Annotated in this window: 13 protein-coding genes; 5 read left to right on the forward strand and 8 right to left on the reverse strand. The window is 54.7% G+C overall.

Annotation, left to right across the window (positions count from 1 at the left end; genetic code table 11):
• Positions 1 to 161: 161 nt before the first annotated feature.
• The 8 genes from ptsP to VLV32_00710 all read right to left on the reverse strand — a co-directional run bounded on the left by ptsP (position 162) and on the right by VLV32_00710 (position 8,050).
• The gene (ptsP, locus tag VLV32_00675) at positions 162 to 1,883 is read right to left on the reverse strand and encodes a phosphoenolpyruvate--protein phosphotransferase (GenBank protein ID HUL40412.1); all 1,722 of its coding nucleotides are present in this window, start codon (positions 1,881 to 1,883) and stop codon (positions 162 to 164) included.
• The gene (locus VLV32_00680) at positions 1,880 to 2,149 is read right to left on the reverse strand and encodes an HPr family phosphocarrier protein (GenBank protein HUL40413.1); all 270 of its coding nucleotides are present in this window, start codon (positions 2,147 to 2,149) and stop codon (positions 1,880 to 1,882) included. Before VLV32_00680 ends, ptsP begins: the two co-directional genes overlap by 4 nt.
• On the reverse strand, positions 2,130 to 2,543 hold the full coding sequence (locus VLV32_00685) for a PTS fructose transporter subunit IIA (protein HUL40414.1): 414 nt from the start codon (positions 2,541 to 2,543) through the stop codon (positions 2,130 to 2,132). Before VLV32_00685 ends, VLV32_00680 begins: the two co-directional genes overlap by 20 nt.
• A gap of 136 nt (positions 2,544 to 2,679) precedes the next feature.
• Positions 2,680 to 3,630, reverse strand: a complete 951-nt coding sequence (gene gshB / locus VLV32_00690) for a glutathione synthase (GenBank protein ID HUL40415.1) — start codon at positions 3,628 to 3,630, stop codon at positions 2,680 to 2,682.
• A gap of 9 nt (positions 3,631 to 3,639) precedes the next feature.
• Positions 3,640 to 4,932 carry a glutamate--cysteine ligase gene (gene gshA, locus VLV32_00695; protein HUL40416.1) on the reverse strand — a complete coding sequence of 431 codons (1,293 nt, stop codon included), beginning with the start codon at positions 4,930 to 4,932 and terminating at the stop codon, positions 3,640 to 3,642.
• Positions 4,933 to 5,047: 115 nt separating this feature from the next.
• Positions 5,048 to 6,436, reverse strand: coding sequence for an ammonium transporter (locus VLV32_00700; protein ID HUL40417.1), 1,389 nt, complete (start codon positions 6,434 to 6,436; stop codon positions 5,048 to 5,050).
• Between the two features lie 10 nt (positions 6,437 to 6,446).
• A complete protein-coding gene (gene glnK / locus VLV32_00705) occupies positions 6,447 to 6,785 on the reverse strand; it encodes a P-II family nitrogen regulator (GenBank protein HUL40418.1) in 339 nt (112 codons plus the stop codon).
• Positions 6,786 to 6,814: 29 nt separating this feature from the next.
• Positions 6,815 to 8,050, reverse strand: a complete 1,236-nt coding sequence (locus VLV32_00710; GenBank protein HUL40419.1) for an outer membrane beta-barrel protein — start codon at positions 8,048 to 8,050, stop codon at positions 6,815 to 6,817.
• Between the two features lie 223 nt (positions 8,051 to 8,273).
• Between VLV32_00710 and VLV32_00715 the strand changes: the two genes are divergently transcribed.
• From VLV32_00715 to metH, 5 genes are all read left to right on the forward strand, one after another.
• Positions 8,274 to 8,531, forward strand: a complete 258-nt coding sequence (locus VLV32_00715) for an accessory factor UbiK family protein (protein ID HUL40420.1) — start codon at positions 8,274 to 8,276, stop codon at positions 8,529 to 8,531.
• Positions 8,532 to 8,614: 83 nt separating this feature from the next.
• Positions 8,615 to 10,120: a YifB family Mg chelatase-like AAA ATPase gene (locus tag VLV32_00720; GenBank protein HUL40421.1), complete on the forward strand. Its 1,506-nt coding sequence runs from the start codon at positions 8,615 to 8,617 to the stop codon at positions 10,118 to 10,120.
• 38 nt (positions 10,121 to 10,158) lie between these two features.
• Complete coding sequence (locus VLV32_00725; protein ID HUL40422.1) at positions 10,159 to 10,794, forward strand: MalM family protein; 636 nt, start codon at positions 10,159 to 10,161, stop codon at positions 10,792 to 10,794.
• On the forward strand, positions 10,795 to 11,844 hold the full coding sequence (locus tag VLV32_00730; protein ID HUL40423.1) for a VIT1/CCC1 transporter family protein: 1,050 nt from the start codon (positions 10,795 to 10,797) through the stop codon (positions 11,842 to 11,844).
• A 201-nt stretch (positions 11,845 to 12,045) separates the two neighbouring features.
• Positions 12,046 to 15,741 carry a methionine synthase gene (metH, locus tag VLV32_00735; GenBank protein ID HUL40424.1) on the forward strand — a complete coding sequence of 1,232 codons (3,696 nt, stop codon included), beginning with the start codon at positions 12,046 to 12,048 and terminating at the stop codon, positions 15,739 to 15,741.
• Positions 15,742 to 15,830 lie beyond the last annotated feature (89 nt).

Consider the following 15,830-nt stretch of genomic DNA (forward strand, 5'->3'; position numbering starts at 1 on the left):
AACCCGCTTGCTTGGCGAGCGGGCATCATCTTTTAGCTGCATTTATTGAGCGCCCGCAAGCCGGTACAAATCGGCGCTTGATTGCAGGGTACTTTGGAGGCAGGAGTTTGTCAAGCAAACAGGTTCGCCCGAGTCACGGCGAAGTGATGCTTTTGTAATGACTAGCTGTTGAGTCGGAACAACAGCTCGCGTACTTTATCCGGCTCGTCTGCTTTCAGGATTTTTTGCGTGAGTCCTGTAATATCCGGCAGGCTTGTTTTGAGCACTTGCTGCTTTACGCTAAGAAGGTATGCCGGGTGCATGGAGAACTGGCGCAAACCTAAGCCAAGCAATAACCGCGTGAACGAAACGTCGCCCGCCATTTCGCCGCACACCGCAATCGGCACCCCGGCTTTGTTTGCAGTGCTGATAGTGTGGGCAATCAAATGCAATACTGCAGGGTGCAGCGGATCATAGAGATGGGCAACGGCATCGTCGGCGCGGTCGATCGCCAGCGTATACTGGATCAAATCGTTCGTGCCAATAGAAAGAAAATCGAGTTTTTTTAAGAACAAGGTGAGTGCCAGCGCGGCCGCGGGAATTTCAATCATGCCGCCGATTTCGATTCGATGATTGTATGGTATCCGGTCTTTGTCTAGGCTGGTTTTTACCAGCTCGATGGACTGCAACGTTTGATTGAGCTCTGCGACACTGGAAAGCATCGGAATGAGAATGCGGATGTTGCCGTAATTGGTGGCGCGGAAAATGGCGCGCAGTTGTGTATGGAACATATAAGGCTCGGCAAGGCAGAGCCGGATCGCCCGCAGGCCCAATGCGGGGTTAGGTCCGCGTTCTGCACCATTCATACTCTTGTCAGCGCCTAGGTCAAGCGTGCGTATGGTGACGGGCAGGCCGTGCATTTTTTGCGCAACTTTGCGATAAGCGTCAAGCTGTTCCTCCTCGCTGGGTAAATCCAGACGGTTCATGTACAGAAATTCAGTACGGAACAAGCCGATGCCCATCGCGCCGTTCTCTTTTACCTGGTCGATATCCTGCGGCAGTTCGATGTTGGCTTGCAATTCCACCGCGGTGCCGTCCAAGGTCGTTGACCGGGTAAGTTTCAGGCGCTTAAGTTTATGCTGCTCGAGTTGCCTCTGGTTCTGGCGCAGCTTGTACTCTGCAAGTATCTGATTGTCAGGATTAACAATTACCACGCCCTGACTGCCGTCGACTACAAGCATGTCCTGTTCGCGCATCAGCTGCCGTGCCTGGTGCAGCGCCACAATTGAGGGTACGTTCAGGCTGCGCGCAACGATCGCACTGTGCGACATCAGTCCGCCGATATCGGTAATAAAAGCCGCAAAGCGATGCTGCTTGAATAGTATGAGTTCCGCCGGGCTCAGGTCGTGTGCGACGAGAATATTATTCTGCTCGAGGTCCGTGGGCGAAGGCATATGTCCCGGGTGGCCCAGCAGTGACTTCAATACCCGCTCACCGACCTGGATTACGTCAGCCTTGCGCTCGCGCAGGTAATTGTCCTCGATTTGGTTAAACCGCTCGAGAAGTTCATCCAATTGTTGTTTCAGCGCCCACTCGGCGTTGCAATGCTGTTCTTCGATGCGCTTCGGCGCGTCTTTAGAAATGATAGGATCACAGAGAATCATCTGATGCAGATCGAGGAAAGCCGAGAGTTCCGCGGGCGCGTCAGCTGCCATATTTTCGCGCACGGTTTGCAGTTCCGCCTGCACTTCCTTGATCGCTGAAGCAAAGCGAGCGATTTCGTCCGCCACTTCGTGCTCGCGCACGGTATAATGCGCGACTTCTAGCGTATCGTGCGAAAGCAAATGCACCGGCCCGATGGCGATGCCTTCGGATACGCCAATGCCGTGCATGGTGAAGCTCATTCCTCTTCCCCGAAATAATTTCTTATTAAATCTAAAATAGCCTGCAGTGCTTCGTTTTCGTCTTCGCCGCTGGTTTCAATGCCTATCGAACTTCCCTTACTGGCGGCCAGCATCATCACGCCCATGATGCTTTTTGCGTTGACCCGCTGGCCATTTCGCGATAGCCAAACATCGCATTTAAACCGGCCGGCGAGTTGCGTGAGCTTCGCAGCCGCGCGCGCGTGAAGCCCAAGTTTGTTTATGATTTCAGCTTCCCGTTGCCGCATCATAGCCTTCCGTGCTGATGTGCAGAACGCCTTCGCAGCCGCCCGACAGTGCCTTTTCCAGCATTACGTTCAGGGGCTGGTTGCGGTAGGTGAGCGCGCGAATCAGCATCGGCAAATTGACGCCCGCCACGCCCTCCACTTTTCCGGGAATTAACAGCTTGGAAGCAAGGTTGCACGGTGTCGCCCCATAGATATCGCATAGCACCAACACGCCTTGTCCCTGGTCGAGCTGTTTCAGTAGCTTGAGCGCCTGCGGCAGGATTGCCTGCGGGTCATCATGTACCGTCACTCCGATTTGCATGAGCTGCGACGGGCGGCTGCCCATCACGTGGCTTGCGCAGTGAATCAAACTTTCACCCAGCGTGCCGTGCGCAACGATCAAAATACCTACCATATTCCCTCCTCGAATAACAAGTAGATCTTAATTTGATTTTACTCCGCGATTTTCAACAAAGCAGCAATAGGAAAACCGGTGCCTTATACCGGAAACAGTAAGCCGTGGGGCCGTTACGATGGAATTGCCCCCGTTGTTACGCTCTTCGTGTGACGGTTTTCTCCAGCGCGTCTATCATCATCCCTGCGACATTGAAGCCCGTCTGGTCGGTAATCTCCCGCATGCAGGTAGGGCTGGTTACGTTGATTTCAGTGAGGTAATCGCCGATCACATCAAGCCCCACCAGGATCAGGCCTTCCTTGGCAAGTTGTGGTCCCAGAGCATCGGCGATCTCCTGGTCGCGCGGCGAAAGCGGGCGCGCCACTCCTTTACCTCCGGCGGCAAGATTTGCGCGGGTTTCTCCCGGTTTCGGGATGCGTGCCAGAGCATAAGGCGCCGGTCTTCCATCAATTAGCAGAATGCGCTTGTCACCGTTAACAACCTCGGGGATATAGCGTTGCGACATAATTGTCCGGGTTCCGTGTTGGGTAAGCGTTTCTATGGTTGCATTTAGATTCACGTCCTGTTCACGTATGCGGAACACCGACCGGCCTGCCATTCCGTCGAGCGGTTTGAGAATCACGTCATGATACTGCGCGAGGAATTTTAGAATTAGTTCCGCCCGGCGCGTTACCAGGCTCGGCGCGGTAAACGAATTGTACTTGGCGATGGCGAGTTTCTCATTGAAATCGCGCAATGCCCTCGGCTTGTTGAAAACCCTGGCTCCCTGTGTTTCCGCAAGTTCGAGCAAATAAGTGCTATAGATATATTCCATATCGTAGGGTGGGTCTTTGCGCATGAGCACGGCTTCAAAGCGCTCGAGCGGCATCACCTCAATTTCGCCGGCACGGTACCAATCATCCTCGTCCCCGGTCAGCGCAAGCTTGCGTGCCTGACACAGCACCCTGCCCAGTTGCAGCACGACATCCTGCTGCTCCATGACGTAAAGCTCATGGCCGCGTGCCGCGGCTTCACGCATCATGGCAAAACTTGAGTCTTTATATGTATGGATTGAATCGAGCGGGTCGAGAATAAAGGCAAATTTCATGGAACAGCGTCAGGCAGTCGCTTTCTCAAACGTTTTTTCGGTTTGCTCAAGCTCGATGGCAGCCGCGAGCAGCGCGAGCCGTGCTATGACACCGTAGACATAAAATCGATTGGGCACACAGCCGGGTTGTGTCGGGTCGGGAAGCGAGCAGGGACTTTCGAAGGCCAACGGAACAAAATGCATTCCGGGCGAATTGAGATTCTCGTCCGTGCCGCGGCTGGTGTGTACGCGGTAAAAGCCGCCAACCACGAAATGATCGATCATATACACAACCGGTTCGGCTACTGCATCCTCGATGCTTTCAAAGGTGTACACGCCTTCCTGCACCATTACTTCGGTAACCACTAAGCCTTCCTTGATCACGGCCATTTTCTGGCGCTGTTTGCGGTTGAGGTCCCGTACGTCGGACGCACTCTTCACCGTCATAATGCCCATGCCGTACGTGCCGGCATCCGCCTTGACGATAACGAAAGGCTGCTCCTCGATTCCGTATTCCCGGTACTTAGCGCGGATGTCGCTTAGGATCTGCTCCACCCACGTCGCCAGGCATTCCTCGCCCCGGCGTTCTTGAAAATTGATTTCTCCGCAGGTCGCAAAATAGGGATTGATCAGCCATGGATCTATGCCGACGAGTTCGCCGAATTCCTCGGCTACCCGGTTGTAAGCGCTGAAATGGTTCGATTTGCGTCTATTTGGCCAGCCGGCGTGCAAAGGTGGCAGTAGCGATTGCTCCAAGTTTTTTAAAATTTCCGGAATGCCCGCCGATAAATCATTATTCAAGATCACGACACACGGATCAAAATCGGCAAGCCCGAGGCGGTTGCCTTTGCGCAGCAGCGGCTCCAGGGTGAGAGTCTCGCCGTTCGCGAGCTTTAGCTCGGTAGGTTTGGTGATTTCAGGCAGCAAGCTGCCAATTCGCACGTTCATTCCAGCCTGGCGTAGGATAGACTGCAGAGCCACGACGTTTTGCAAATAATAATCATTGCGTGTGTGATTTTCCGGAATCAATAACGCGCCTCTCGCGTCGGGGCAGACTTTTTCCACCGCGACCATCGCTGCCTGCACACACAAAGGCAGAAAATCCCGTTTGATGTTGTTGAACCCGCCCGGAAACAAATTGGTGTCCACCGGCGCGAGCTTGAAGCCGCTGTTGCGCAAGTCCACCGAAGCGTAGAACGGCACGCTGTGCTCCTGCCACTGACTGCGCAGCCAGTGTTCTATGGCAGAGACCTTCTCCACGAGTTTAATTTCCAGTTTGGGCGCATGCCCGGGAAGCGCGGCGGTTAAATGGGGAACGGCCATGGGGGAGCGGAATTGAAAAAGGAAGGACTATTGTAACGGAAACCGCGGCCTCGCGCGGACGAAAAAAAGGGGCGCTCGCGCGCCCCCCTAGGAGGAGAAGTTTCCGGTATGACGATTACAATACTTGCTCGCCGTGCAGGGCGATATCCAACCCTTCGCGTTCCTGTTCTTCAGTGACTCTTATACCCATAACCATATCGAGCACCTTGAAGATGATGTAGCTCACGACGAAGCTGAAAATGAGGGTCGAGGCCGCACCGATGAACTGGATCAGGAACTGATGGGGATTCCCTTCCAGCACGCCGGCAGTCCCGCCGATATCCTTTACCGCGAACACCCCGGTGAGCAGCGCGCCGGTGAAGCCGCCGATGCAATGCACGCCGAAGGCATCCAGGGAGTCGTCGTAACCCAGCGTATTCTTAAGCCAGGTCGCGGCCCAGAAGCAGATCACACCGGCAGCAGCGCCGATCCAAAGAGAACCGATCGGAGCCACGAAGCCCGACGCGGGTGTGATGGCAACCAGTCCCGCTACCGCACCCGAGCAGATGCCGAGAACGGAGGGTTTGCCTTTGACGATCCACTCTGCAAACATCCAGGCAAGTGCGGCAGTGGCCGTTGCGATCTGGGTAACAGCCATAGCCATGCCGGCGCGGCCGTCAGCCGCCACCGCAGAACCGGCGTTGAAGCCAAACCAGCCGACCCACAATAACGACGCACCGATGACGGTGAGCACCAAATTGTGCGGCGGCATGGCTTCCTTGCCATAACCCACGCGTTTGCCCAGCACCAGCGCGGCAGCAAGACCCGCAATGCCCGAATTGATATGCACCACCGTGCCACCCGCAAAGTCGAGCACGCCCAGCTGCGCAAGCCAACCCGAGGGCTCCCACACCCAGTGTGCGACGGTCGCATATACGACTATCTGCCAGATGCCCATGAACCACAGCAGGGCCGAGAATTTCATGCGGTCGGCGAATGAGCCACAGATCAACGCCGGCGTGATAATGGCAAAAGTCATTTGGAAGCACATATACACCGACTCAGGAACCGTGACTCCCAAGTGCGAGACCGCGACCTTAGAGCCGTTCACGAAGATCATGCCGTTCAGAAATAAGCGGCTCAAACTGCCGAAATAAGGCGTGCTCCCGGGTGTGAAGGCAAGACTGTAGGCGATAACCATCCACACTACGGTTACCAAACAGGTAATGGCAAAGCTTTGCATGACCGTTGCCAGCACGTTTTTCTTGCGCACCATGCCGCCGTAAAAGAGTGCGAGCCCGGGAACGGTCATCATTAGCACCAGGGCCGTTGAAGCCAGCATCCACGCTGTGTCACCTGAGTTGATTTTGGAAACGTCAACAACCGTCGGTGCCGTGGGTGCCGCAGGCGCCGCAGCAGGGGCCGCAGCCGGCGCGGCTTCAGGCGCCTTTTGTTCATCCGCTAGCGACAGTCCGCTGAAGCCGAGCGCTGCAAATAAGAGCAGCGAAGTAAATATACGTTTCATTCTGTTCTCCTTATAGCGCATCAGCGCCGGTTTCACCGGTGCGGATGCGAATTACTTGTTCAAGATCGAAGACAAATACCTTGCCGTCACCGATCTTGCCGGTGTTGGCTGCTTTCTCGATGGCCTCGATCACTTGCTCGAGCATTTCCGTTTTGATAGCCGCCTCGATTTTTACCTTGGGCAAAAAATCCACGACATATTCCGCGCCACGGTAGAGCTCGGTGTGCCCTTTTTGCCGCCCGAAGCCCTTGACTTCGGTGACGGTAATGCCTTGCACACCGATGGTGGACAGGGCCTCCCGCACCTCGTCAAGCTTGAACGGCTTGATGATGGCTGTAACTAATTTCATGTTGACTCCTTGAAGTAGGTAGATGCTGATTAAAACTTGAGCAGCGCTTCCAGACCGAACGAGTACTGGTTTTTGCTCGTTCCCCCGTTACTGTTATTGAACGCGTCGAACTGACCACCGGTGGGAGCAGGGAGATGTCCGTTCGACCAGTCATAACGGTATTCGCCGCGCAGCTCTATGTTTTTGTACGGCATATAGGCCACGGTGTAGGTCATTTCTTTCCATTGCTGGACTACGCCGGTTCGGTAGCCGTCTTTGTCGTCGAAGTACTCGAACCGTACCGAGCCGCGCCATTGGTCGGTGAATTGATAATTGCCGTAGCCCGCAATGCCATACCATGTGGCAACGCCATTGCCATTCGCATCGAACGGGGCGAGGGTGACGGGGTTTATGGAACCCGCATTATCTTGCCAGCCGTAATCGTAATTCAGCACGAAACTCAGCTTATCGGTGGCGCTGTAATTTCCAATTAAGTCCACCAAGCCACGGTAGCCGCCGGGAGAGGCAGCCGCACTAGGCTCGCCTGCGCCGCCGCAGGAACTGCCGCAGAGTTTCTCGTTACCGAAATAGCCGGCAGCTGAGAAACTGAGATTACTGAGTGGTGCATACGAAGCGCCCGTTTCAATAGTCTTGTTGCCGTTGGTATCCTGCATGTCATCCCAACCGTTGTTGAGGCCAAGTATCAGGCTCAACTTGTCGTTGACCGCGTAGGTTCCGCGCACTCCGGTATGGGTAAACGGAATCGCGTAGCCAAACAGGATCGAACGCGAAAAGTTGGTATCTGTCGTGGGATTGATCGTTTCCGCCCCGGCAAGCGTTACGAATTTACCGCCAATGCCGGTAAACGCACCCCTGGCGTATTGCACGAACGCTTGAGTCAGATCCACTTTGCTGGTGCTGCCCGGATTCTGGTTGTACGCCGCAATCGTATCGGCATCCTGGCCAAAAGTGACATTGACCAGTCCGCCAAACCCTTCTTTCGGCTGCTTGGCGAGAGTGAATGCCGCTTGATGCAGCGTGAATGCATCATGCTGAAAATCAAACACCCGGTCGTTTGTGCCGCTGACGAAGGTACCGCTGCCGCTGAGATGCGAATAAGAAGCGTCAATGTAGCCATTGAGCGTAAGACCCCATGCGTCCAACACGTCCTGCAGCTCGGGTATCGGAATTTTCGGTTTTGCAGGAGCGGCTGCTTCATCCGCGAAAACCAATGCCGGCATTCCCAGCAAACTTGCTGTTATCAAAGCTTGAGTGAGTTTTCTCATTTTCTTTCCCTTTCTAAAATAGGAACGTAAAAATGCAGGTTCTTATTAGCACGCCGTGTGCCAGATTTAATCATCATGGGAATCAGAAAGTTATGCGCTGGCCTGGGGTCGTTACAAAAATCCGGTGCACCACTTTAAAGCCGGTTAATCCAGTTGCGCACAGATACGGTGCGCATGTCGCTGCAAATTTGCTACACTCTTGCTCAGAAGGCACAGGAAAAAAATGCTGAGTCCAAAAATGCTCGATGAGATGAGTAAAAAATTGAGCGAAGTCGTCGCGCAAAGTCCGGTCAAGGACATCGAAAAAAATGCGCGCGCTTTGCTCGCTTCATTGTTTGCACGCCTCGACTTAATTACCCGTGAAGAATTTGAAGTGCAACAGAACGTCTTGAAGCGCACCCGCGAGAAACTTACCGAAATGGAAAAGCGCGTGGCCGAGCTGGAGAGGGCCTTGACGCAGAAAAACAATAGACAGGGTTGACAGGATATTTCAGGATTCGCGGGATCAGGCAATTTTATTGTAGCCGGGTGGAATCCTAATCCTTGTTCATTGGCGTTTAATTGATGTCGCTTGCCGTCCTCTATAGCCGCGCGCTTGCCGGCATGGAAGCACCTTTGGTTACCGTGGAAGTGCATCTTGGCGCGGGTTTACCAAGTTTTACCATCGTTGGACTTCCAGAAGCCGAAGTGAAGGAAAGCAAGGACCGCGTGCGCGCGGCACTCGTGAACTGCCGGTTTGACTTTCCGGCAAGGCGCATTACGGTAAATCTTGCACCGGCGGATCTTCCCAAGGAGAGCGGGCGTTTTGACCTGCCGATTGCCTTGGGAATACTTGCTGCGTCCAAACAAATTCCTTCCAGCCAGCTCGACCGTTTCGAACTTGCGGGGGAACTCGCATTAACCGGCGAACTTCGGCCGATCAGGGGCGCGCTGGCCATGACGTATTCAGCTTCCCGTTCGGGGCGCGCATTTATTCTGCCGTTGGAGAATGCGGGAGAAGCTGCGCTGGTTGAAGGGACCGAAGTATATCCGGCAACTTCGCTGCTGCAGGTATGCGCGCATTTCAATGGGCATGAGCCGCTCAAACGATACCTGGAAAAACCGCGGACTGTCTCACCGAGCTATGACGATATGCAGGAGGTAAAAGGCCAGGCGCACGCCAAGCGAGCGCTGGAAATCGCTGCAGCCGGAAGCCACAGCGTACTGATGGTGGGACCGCCCGGCACCGGGAAAAGCATGTTGGCTGCACGTTTTCCAGGCATTCTTCCAGAGATGACCGAAGAACAGGCGCTTGAATCGGCGACAATTCAGTCGCTGGCGAGTGGCGGATTTAAAATACAACATTGGAAAAAACGACCTTACCGTGCCCCGCACCACACTGCTTCGGCCGTTGCCTTGGTGGGTGGAGGCGGGAACCCGCGTCCGGGCGAAATTTCGCTTGCGCTGCACGGCGTGCTGTTCCTCGATGAGCTGCCGGAGTTTGACAGAAAAGTATTAGAAGTGCTGCGCGAACCGCTGGAGTCGGGGCACATCACCGTATCGCGGGCCGCCCGCCAAGCAGATTTTCCCGCACAGTTCCAGTTGCTTGCGGCGATGAATCCGTGCCCTTGCGGGTATCTCGGACACTTCAGCGGCAAGTGCAAGTGCACGCCGGATCAAGTTGTGCGTTACCGCAGCAAAATATCCGGGCCGCTGCTCGACCGCATAGATATTCAAATCGAAGTCCCTGCAGTGCCGGAAGAGGAGCTGACCCGTCATGCGAGCGGAGAGCTTTCAAGTCAAATCAGATCGCGCGTCGAATCTGCGTATCGCCAGCAGCTGGCACGGCAAGGCAAACCAAATGCGCAGCTGACTACACAAGAAATCGACGGCATTTGTATACCGGACACTGCGGGCCTAGACCTATTAAAGCAGGCCATCAGCCGTTTGAGTCTCTCGGCACGCGCCTATCATCGGATATTGAAGGTCGCGCGCAGCATCGCCGATTTGGCAGAAGCGCCGAAGATCGTTGCCGCACACATTGCGGAAGCCGTGCAATACCGCCGTTACTTTGACCGGACCGGTGCTTGATTTGACTGCAGACCTGATATCCGCCTAAAGTTGGCGCAATGAAAAAAGCCCATCTCACCTTGTTGTTGCCGGTAGCCGTTTTGATATTTTCCTGCGCAACGAACAAACCCATGGGACCGGCGACACGCGAGCTCGAAAAAGCGGCAGTGTGCTGCGCGGGTTATGAAAACTTTGATTTCCAGCCGCTCAAGTTCGAAAGCACTCAAGATATTACAATAGACACAAGCAGCCCGGTGTTTAGCTTCGATAGCGGCAAAAGCTATTTCAAGGCATTCCGCCTCCCCGTGCAGAGCCGGTCCTATTTTATCGTTGTCAGCAGCCATTTCGTGGACAAGGATAACCTTTCCCGTTCGCCGTACGTATTCAGTCCTGTGATAATGCTGCTTGATGCGGAATATCGTGTCACGCGCAAGCTTGAACAGGGTGTGGTAAAGCCCATTCCGTCGGGCAACAGCATGAACCACGCCAGCATCGAATTCGACATCAAGGTGAACCCGCGTACGGCTAATGAAAGATTCATGGTTATCTATACTACTGCGGCCTTGCTCAATGAAATGACAGCTCTGAATGTGCTCAAAACCACACTGGTTGGGCAGGTGGTTGAAACTCATTATCCAATTCAAAATGCGCCTGTCGGTAAGATCCAAATTCTTACCACACCCTGGATAGAATAAATGGTCAAGAATGCTTCAGGCGAGATTGAAAATTGGCGCGAGGAAAAGCGCTCCGCGTATCTTTACCGTTTGGTTGCCGCAGCCGAGAAAGGCAACGCGCGGCACGGACTATTTCTGGAACTTGCAGCGGCGGCGGAAAAGCAGGCTGAAATTTGGGCAAAAAAAATCCGCGAATGTGGCGCGAGCGTCCCGCAAGAATATGCCCCCGACTTACGCACGCGCGTAGTAGCTTTTTTGTTGAATTTATTTGGTCCGCGCCGCATGCGCCCGGCACTTGCGGCAATGAAAGTGCGTGGAATGTCGCTGTACACCAAGGAGCAGCCGGGCCATGCAATTCCGCTAAGCCTTGAAGAGGTCGGGCGCCGCCATCGCGGCGTGCAAAGCGGTGGGAATCTACGTGCGGCGGTTTTCGGAGTGAATGACGGCTTAGTATCTAACGCCAGTCTGATCATGGGCGTGGCGGGTGCGACCGCGGATAACGCCGTGGTCTTGCTTTCCGGAGTTGCGGGGTTGCTCGCGGGCGCATTTTCCATGGCGGCCGGCGAATACGTTTCGGTGCGCTCGCAGCGCGAAATGTACGAGTACCAGATCGGGCTCGAGCGCGAAGAGCTTCAGCAATACCCAGAGGAGGAAGCGGCCGAATTGGCGCTGATTTACGAGGCGCGAGGCTTGCAGAAAGGCGAAGCGCAACGTCTTGCGCAGGGTGTTTTGACCGATCCACAAAAGGCACTGGACACGCTGGCGCGCGAGGAACTTGGGCTCAACCCGGAAGAACTCGGCTCGCCGCAAGGCGCGGCGCTTTCTTCGTTCTTTTCTTTTGCATTTGGCAGTGCCATTCCACTTTTTCCTTTTACGTTTGCCGCGGCTGACGAGATCCTGTTATTTTGCGCCCTGATTAGCGCGATCGCCCTTTTCACTGTTGGCGCAATACTGAGCCTGTTTACGGGACGCCGCGCGCTGTACAGCGGTTTGCGCATGCTGGTAATTGGCGCAGCTGCGGCCAGCGCAACCTACCTCATTGGCAAAGCCTTGGGCGTGAGTCTTGCGTAGCGCCGATTGATTTTCAAAAAAGCGCTCCGCCAGCGGGGCTATATGAGTGTTGACAAGCTCGAGACTACAGGGTAACTTGTCGCCCGATTGCGCCGATTTGATATTCAGCTTGCGGGCGCATAAAAAATTCTGCTAAAGCGAGACACAACCCGTCCGCGCAAGCAGTACGGGTTTTTTTGTTTCTAATGCGGTGATTCAAACATGCCAGCCTCACGAGCCCAGACCATTGAACAATTGCTTAAGCAGCGCATCCTAATTCTGGACGGCGCAATGGGCACGATGATCCAGAGTTACAAACTCAACGAAAAGGATTATCGAGGTACACGCTTGGCCGATTTTCCGCATGATTTGAAGGGCAACAATGATTTACTCAACCTGACCCAGCCGCAGATAATCCGCGGAATTCATATCGCGTACCTGGAGGCCGGGGCGGACATCATTGAAACCAATACCTTCAACTCCAATGCGCCCTCGCAGGCGGATTACCATCTGGAGCATCTGGTTTACGAACTGAATCTAAGTGGGGCCAGGCTGGCACGGGAAGTGGCGGACGAATTCACTGCCAAAATCCCGGGGTGGCAGCGCTTTGTTGCGGGCGCCTTGGGACCTACGAACAAGACCGCCTCCATCTCGCCGGACGTCAACGACCCGAGTTTCCGCAATATCACATTCGAGGCGCTGGTCGCGGCTTACAGCGAGGCGGTGCGCGGCTTGCTTGACGGCGGAGTCGACATTCTTCTAATAGAAACCATTTTCGACACGCTTAACGCAAAAGCGGCGATATTTGCCGTCGAGCAATTTTTTGATACGCATCGGATTCGTGTACCGGTAATGATTTCAGGGACCATTACCGACCAATCAGGGCGCACGCTTACCGGGCAGACCACCGAGGCTTTCTGGAACTCGGTGCGTCATGCACAGCCGCTTTCCATTGGGCTTAACTGCGCTCTCGGCGCGAAACTGATGCGCCCGTATATTGAAGAGCTGTCGCGCATAGCAGACACTTATGTTTGCGCCTACCCCAACGCCGGACTTCCAGACCCGCTTTCTCCCACCGGCTTTCCGGAGGGGCCTGAAGATACCGCAGGGTTTCTTCAGGAATTCGCGCGCAGCGGATTTATCAACATCGTCGGCGGCTGCTGCGGCACCACACCGGCGCACATCAAAGCCCTTCGCGACGCGGTGCAGGACATAGCGCCGCGCGCCGTTCCAAAAATCGAAAAGAAACTGCGCCTGTCCGGATTGGAGCCGCTCAACATCGGGGACGATTCGCTTTTCGTCAATATCGGCGAGCGCACCAACGTCACCGGCTCCAAGGCTTTTGCGCGCTTGATACTCAATGGCAATTTCGGGGAAGCGCTGAGCGTCGCACGCCAGCAGGTGGAATACGGCGCGCAGATAATAGACGTGAACATGGACGAAGCGATGCTTGATTCCAAGCAGGCAATGACGAAGTTTTTAAACCTCATCGCGTCCGAGCCCGATATTTCGCGCGTGCCGGTGATGATCGACTCCTCAAAATGGGACGTGATCGAAGCCGGACTGAAATGCGTACAAGGGAAATGCGTTGTAAATTCCATCAGCCTCAAAGAAGGCGACGCGGAATTCATCAAACGCGCCAGGCTGGCGCGGCGTTACGGCGCGGCGATTGTGGTGATGGCATTCGACGAAAAAGGCCAGGCCGATTCGCTGGCCCGCAAAACTGAAATATGCACGCGCAGCTATCACATCCTGGTAAAAGACGCGGGCTTACCGCCCGAAGATATTATCTTCGATCCCAACATCTTTGCGATTGCCACGGGGATTGAGGAGCACAGCAACTACGCGGTGGATTATATCGAAGCGACGCGTGCAATAAAGCGCGCCCTGCCGCATGCGAAAGTAAGCGGCGGCGTTTCAAATGTTTCGTTCTCATTCCGTGGCAATGATGCAGTGCGTGAAGCGATTCACACCGTATTCCTTTATCACGCCGTTCGAGCCGGCATGACCATGGGTATTGTCAACGCAGGACAGCTCGGAGTGTATGAAGAAATTCCCAACGACTTGCGGGAGCGGGTCGAGGATATTGTTTTGAACCGCCGTCCCGATGCAGCGGAGCGCCTGGTGCAATTCGCGGCAACACTAAAGGGACAAGGCAAAGTGTTGGCCGAAGACCTGTCTTGGCGCAAGTGCAGCGTCGAACAGCGCCTTACCCACTCACTGGTGAAAGGTATTGACGCATTTATTATCGAGGACACCGAGGAGGCGCGCCGCAAATACCAGCACCCGATCCAGGTAATAGAGGGCCCGCTGATGGATGGCATGAATGTCGTGGGCGACTTGTTCGGCTCGGGAAAGATGTTTCTCCCACAAGTTGTGAAGTCCGCGCGCGTTATGAAGCGGGCAGTGGCCCATCTGGTGCCTTACATTGAGGCGGAAAAACAGAAATCAGGGGAAATACAAAAGCCCAAAGGTAAGATCGTAATTGGGACGGTTAAAGGCGACGTGCACGACATCGGCAAAAACATCGTTGCGGTGGTGTTGCAGTGTAACAATTACGAGGTCATTAATCTCGGAGTGATGGTGCCGTGCGAGAAAATCCTGGATACGGCACGGGACGAAAAAGCCGACATCATTGGGCTGTCGGGCTTGATTACGCCTTCTCTTGAAGAAATGGCGCACGTGGCGAAGGAGATGCAGCGCGAGGGTCTTACCATTCCGCTTCTGATCGGCGGAGCAACCACGTCGCGAGTGCATACCGCGGTGAAAATCGAACCCGGGTATAACGGCGCCACCATCTGGGTGCCCGATGCGTCGCGCAGCGTGAGCGTATGTAGCAACCTGCTTTCCGAGGAACAGCGCACGGGCTACATAGCAAGCATCAAGCAGGAATATGAATCGGTGCGTGTGCAGCACCGGGAGAAGAAAGGCCAACCGCTGCTCGCGCTTGCCGAAGCTAGAAAAAACGGGTTGAAAACGGATTGGAAGCAGTATATTCCGCCAAAACCCCGCTTGATAGGTTTAAAAACGTTTAAGGATTATTCATTGCAGGAACTGGTCCCATGCATCGACTGGACGCCGTTTTTCCAGACCTGGGAGCTCTCGGGGCGCTATCCGGCGATCATGCAGGACCAAGTCATAGGCGAAGCCGCGCGCAATCTTTTCCAGGACGCGCAGGCGATGCTCAAGCTCATCATCGCGGAGAACTGGCTCAAGGCGAATGCGGTGATCGGCTTGTTTGCCTGCAACTCGGTGAATAGCGACGACATCGAGCTTTATACCGATGAATCGCGGGGCAAGACCGCCATGGTTCTTCATAACTTGCGCCAGCAAAACATGAAGCCGCAAGGCAATCCCAACCTTTGTCTTGCCGATTTCATTGCACCCGTGGATTCCGGGTCACGGGATTATATCGGGGCATTCGCCGTGACGGCCGGTATCGGTATCGATGCGCGAGTGAAGGCATTTGAAGAAAAGCACGACGATTACAACGCCATTATGCTGAAGGCGCTGGCCGACCGTCTTGCCGAGGCCTTCGCCGAGCGCATGCATTTGCGTGTGCGGAAAGAATTCTGGGGTTATGCGGCGGATGAGAACCTGGATAGTGACGCCTTGATTGCCGAAAAATACCGAGGCATCCGGCCGGCGCCGGGATATCCTGCTTGCCCGGATCACACCGAAAAAGGGGGATTATTCGCTCTGTTGAAAGCGACCGAAGTGGGCATTATCCTGACTGAAAACTTCGCTATGCTTCCGGCAGCGGCGGTGTGCGGCTTTTATTTTTCTCATCCAGAGTCTCGATATTTTGCAGTCGGCAAAATCGGCAAGGACCAAGCGGAGGACTACGCTCGACGAAAAGGACTGAGTTTGGCGGTCGTTGAGAAATGGCTTGCGCCGGTTTTGGGTTACGATAGATAGCCGGGGGCGGACCAGAAGCGCGTTTCTTTCTTTTGCTTGCCGAAAGGAAGGAAAGCAAAGTAAAGGATATTCTGCTCTAGCGTTGCAAT

It is taken from the genome of Burkholderiales bacterium (assembly GCA_035518095.1).
In the GTDB taxonomy this organism is placed as follows: Bacteria; Pseudomonadota; Gammaproteobacteria; order Burkholderiales; family JAHFRG01; genus JAHFRG01.

What these genes read in the sequence shown, in the direction of transcription:
- ptsP (HUL40412.1), bottom strand. Translation starts at nt 1,883, where the DNA reads ATGAGCTTCACCATGCACGGCATTGGCGTATCCGAAGGCATCGCCATC.
- VLV32_00680 (HUL40413.1), bottom strand. Translation starts at nt 2,149, where the DNA reads ATGCGGCAACGGGAAGCTGAAATCATAAACAAACTTGGGCTTCACGCG.
- VLV32_00685 (HUL40414.1), bottom strand. Translation starts at nt 2,543, where the DNA reads ATGGTAGGTATTTTGATCGTTGCGCACGGCACGCTGGGTGAAAGTTTG.
- gshB (HUL40415.1), bottom strand. Translation starts at nt 3,630, where the DNA reads ATGAAATTTGCCTTTATTCTCGACCCGCTCGATTCAATCCATACATAT.
- gshA (HUL40416.1), bottom strand. Translation starts at nt 4,932, where the DNA reads ATGGCCGTTCCCCATTTAACCGCCGCGCTTCCCGGGCATGCGCCCAAA.
- VLV32_00700 (HUL40417.1), bottom strand. Translation starts at nt 6,436, where the DNA reads ATGAAACGTATATTTACTTCGCTGCTCTTATTTGCAGCGCTCGGCTTC.
- glnK (HUL40418.1), bottom strand. Translation starts at nt 6,785, where the DNA reads ATGAAATTAGTTACAGCCATCATCAAGCCGTTCAAGCTTGACGAGGTG.
- VLV32_00710 (HUL40419.1), bottom strand. Translation starts at nt 8,050, where the DNA reads ATGAGAAAACTCACTCAAGCTTTGATAACAGCAAGTTTGCTGGGAATG.
- VLV32_00715 (HUL40420.1), top strand. Translation starts at nt 8,274, where the DNA reads ATGCTGAGTCCAAAAATGCTCGATGAGATGAGTAAAAAATTGAGCGAA.
- VLV32_00720 (HUL40421.1), top strand. Translation starts at nt 8,615, where the DNA reads ATGTCGCTTGCCGTCCTCTATAGCCGCGCGCTTGCCGGCATGGAAGCA.
- VLV32_00725 (HUL40422.1), top strand. Translation starts at nt 10,159, where the DNA reads ATGAAAAAAGCCCATCTCACCTTGTTGTTGCCGGTAGCCGTTTTGATA.
- VLV32_00730 (HUL40423.1), top strand. Translation starts at nt 10,795, where the DNA reads ATGGTCAAGAATGCTTCAGGCGAGATTGAAAATTGGCGCGAGGAAAAG.
- metH (HUL40424.1), top strand. Translation starts at nt 12,046, where the DNA reads ATGCCAGCCTCACGAGCCCAGACCATTGAACAATTGCTTAAGCAGCGC.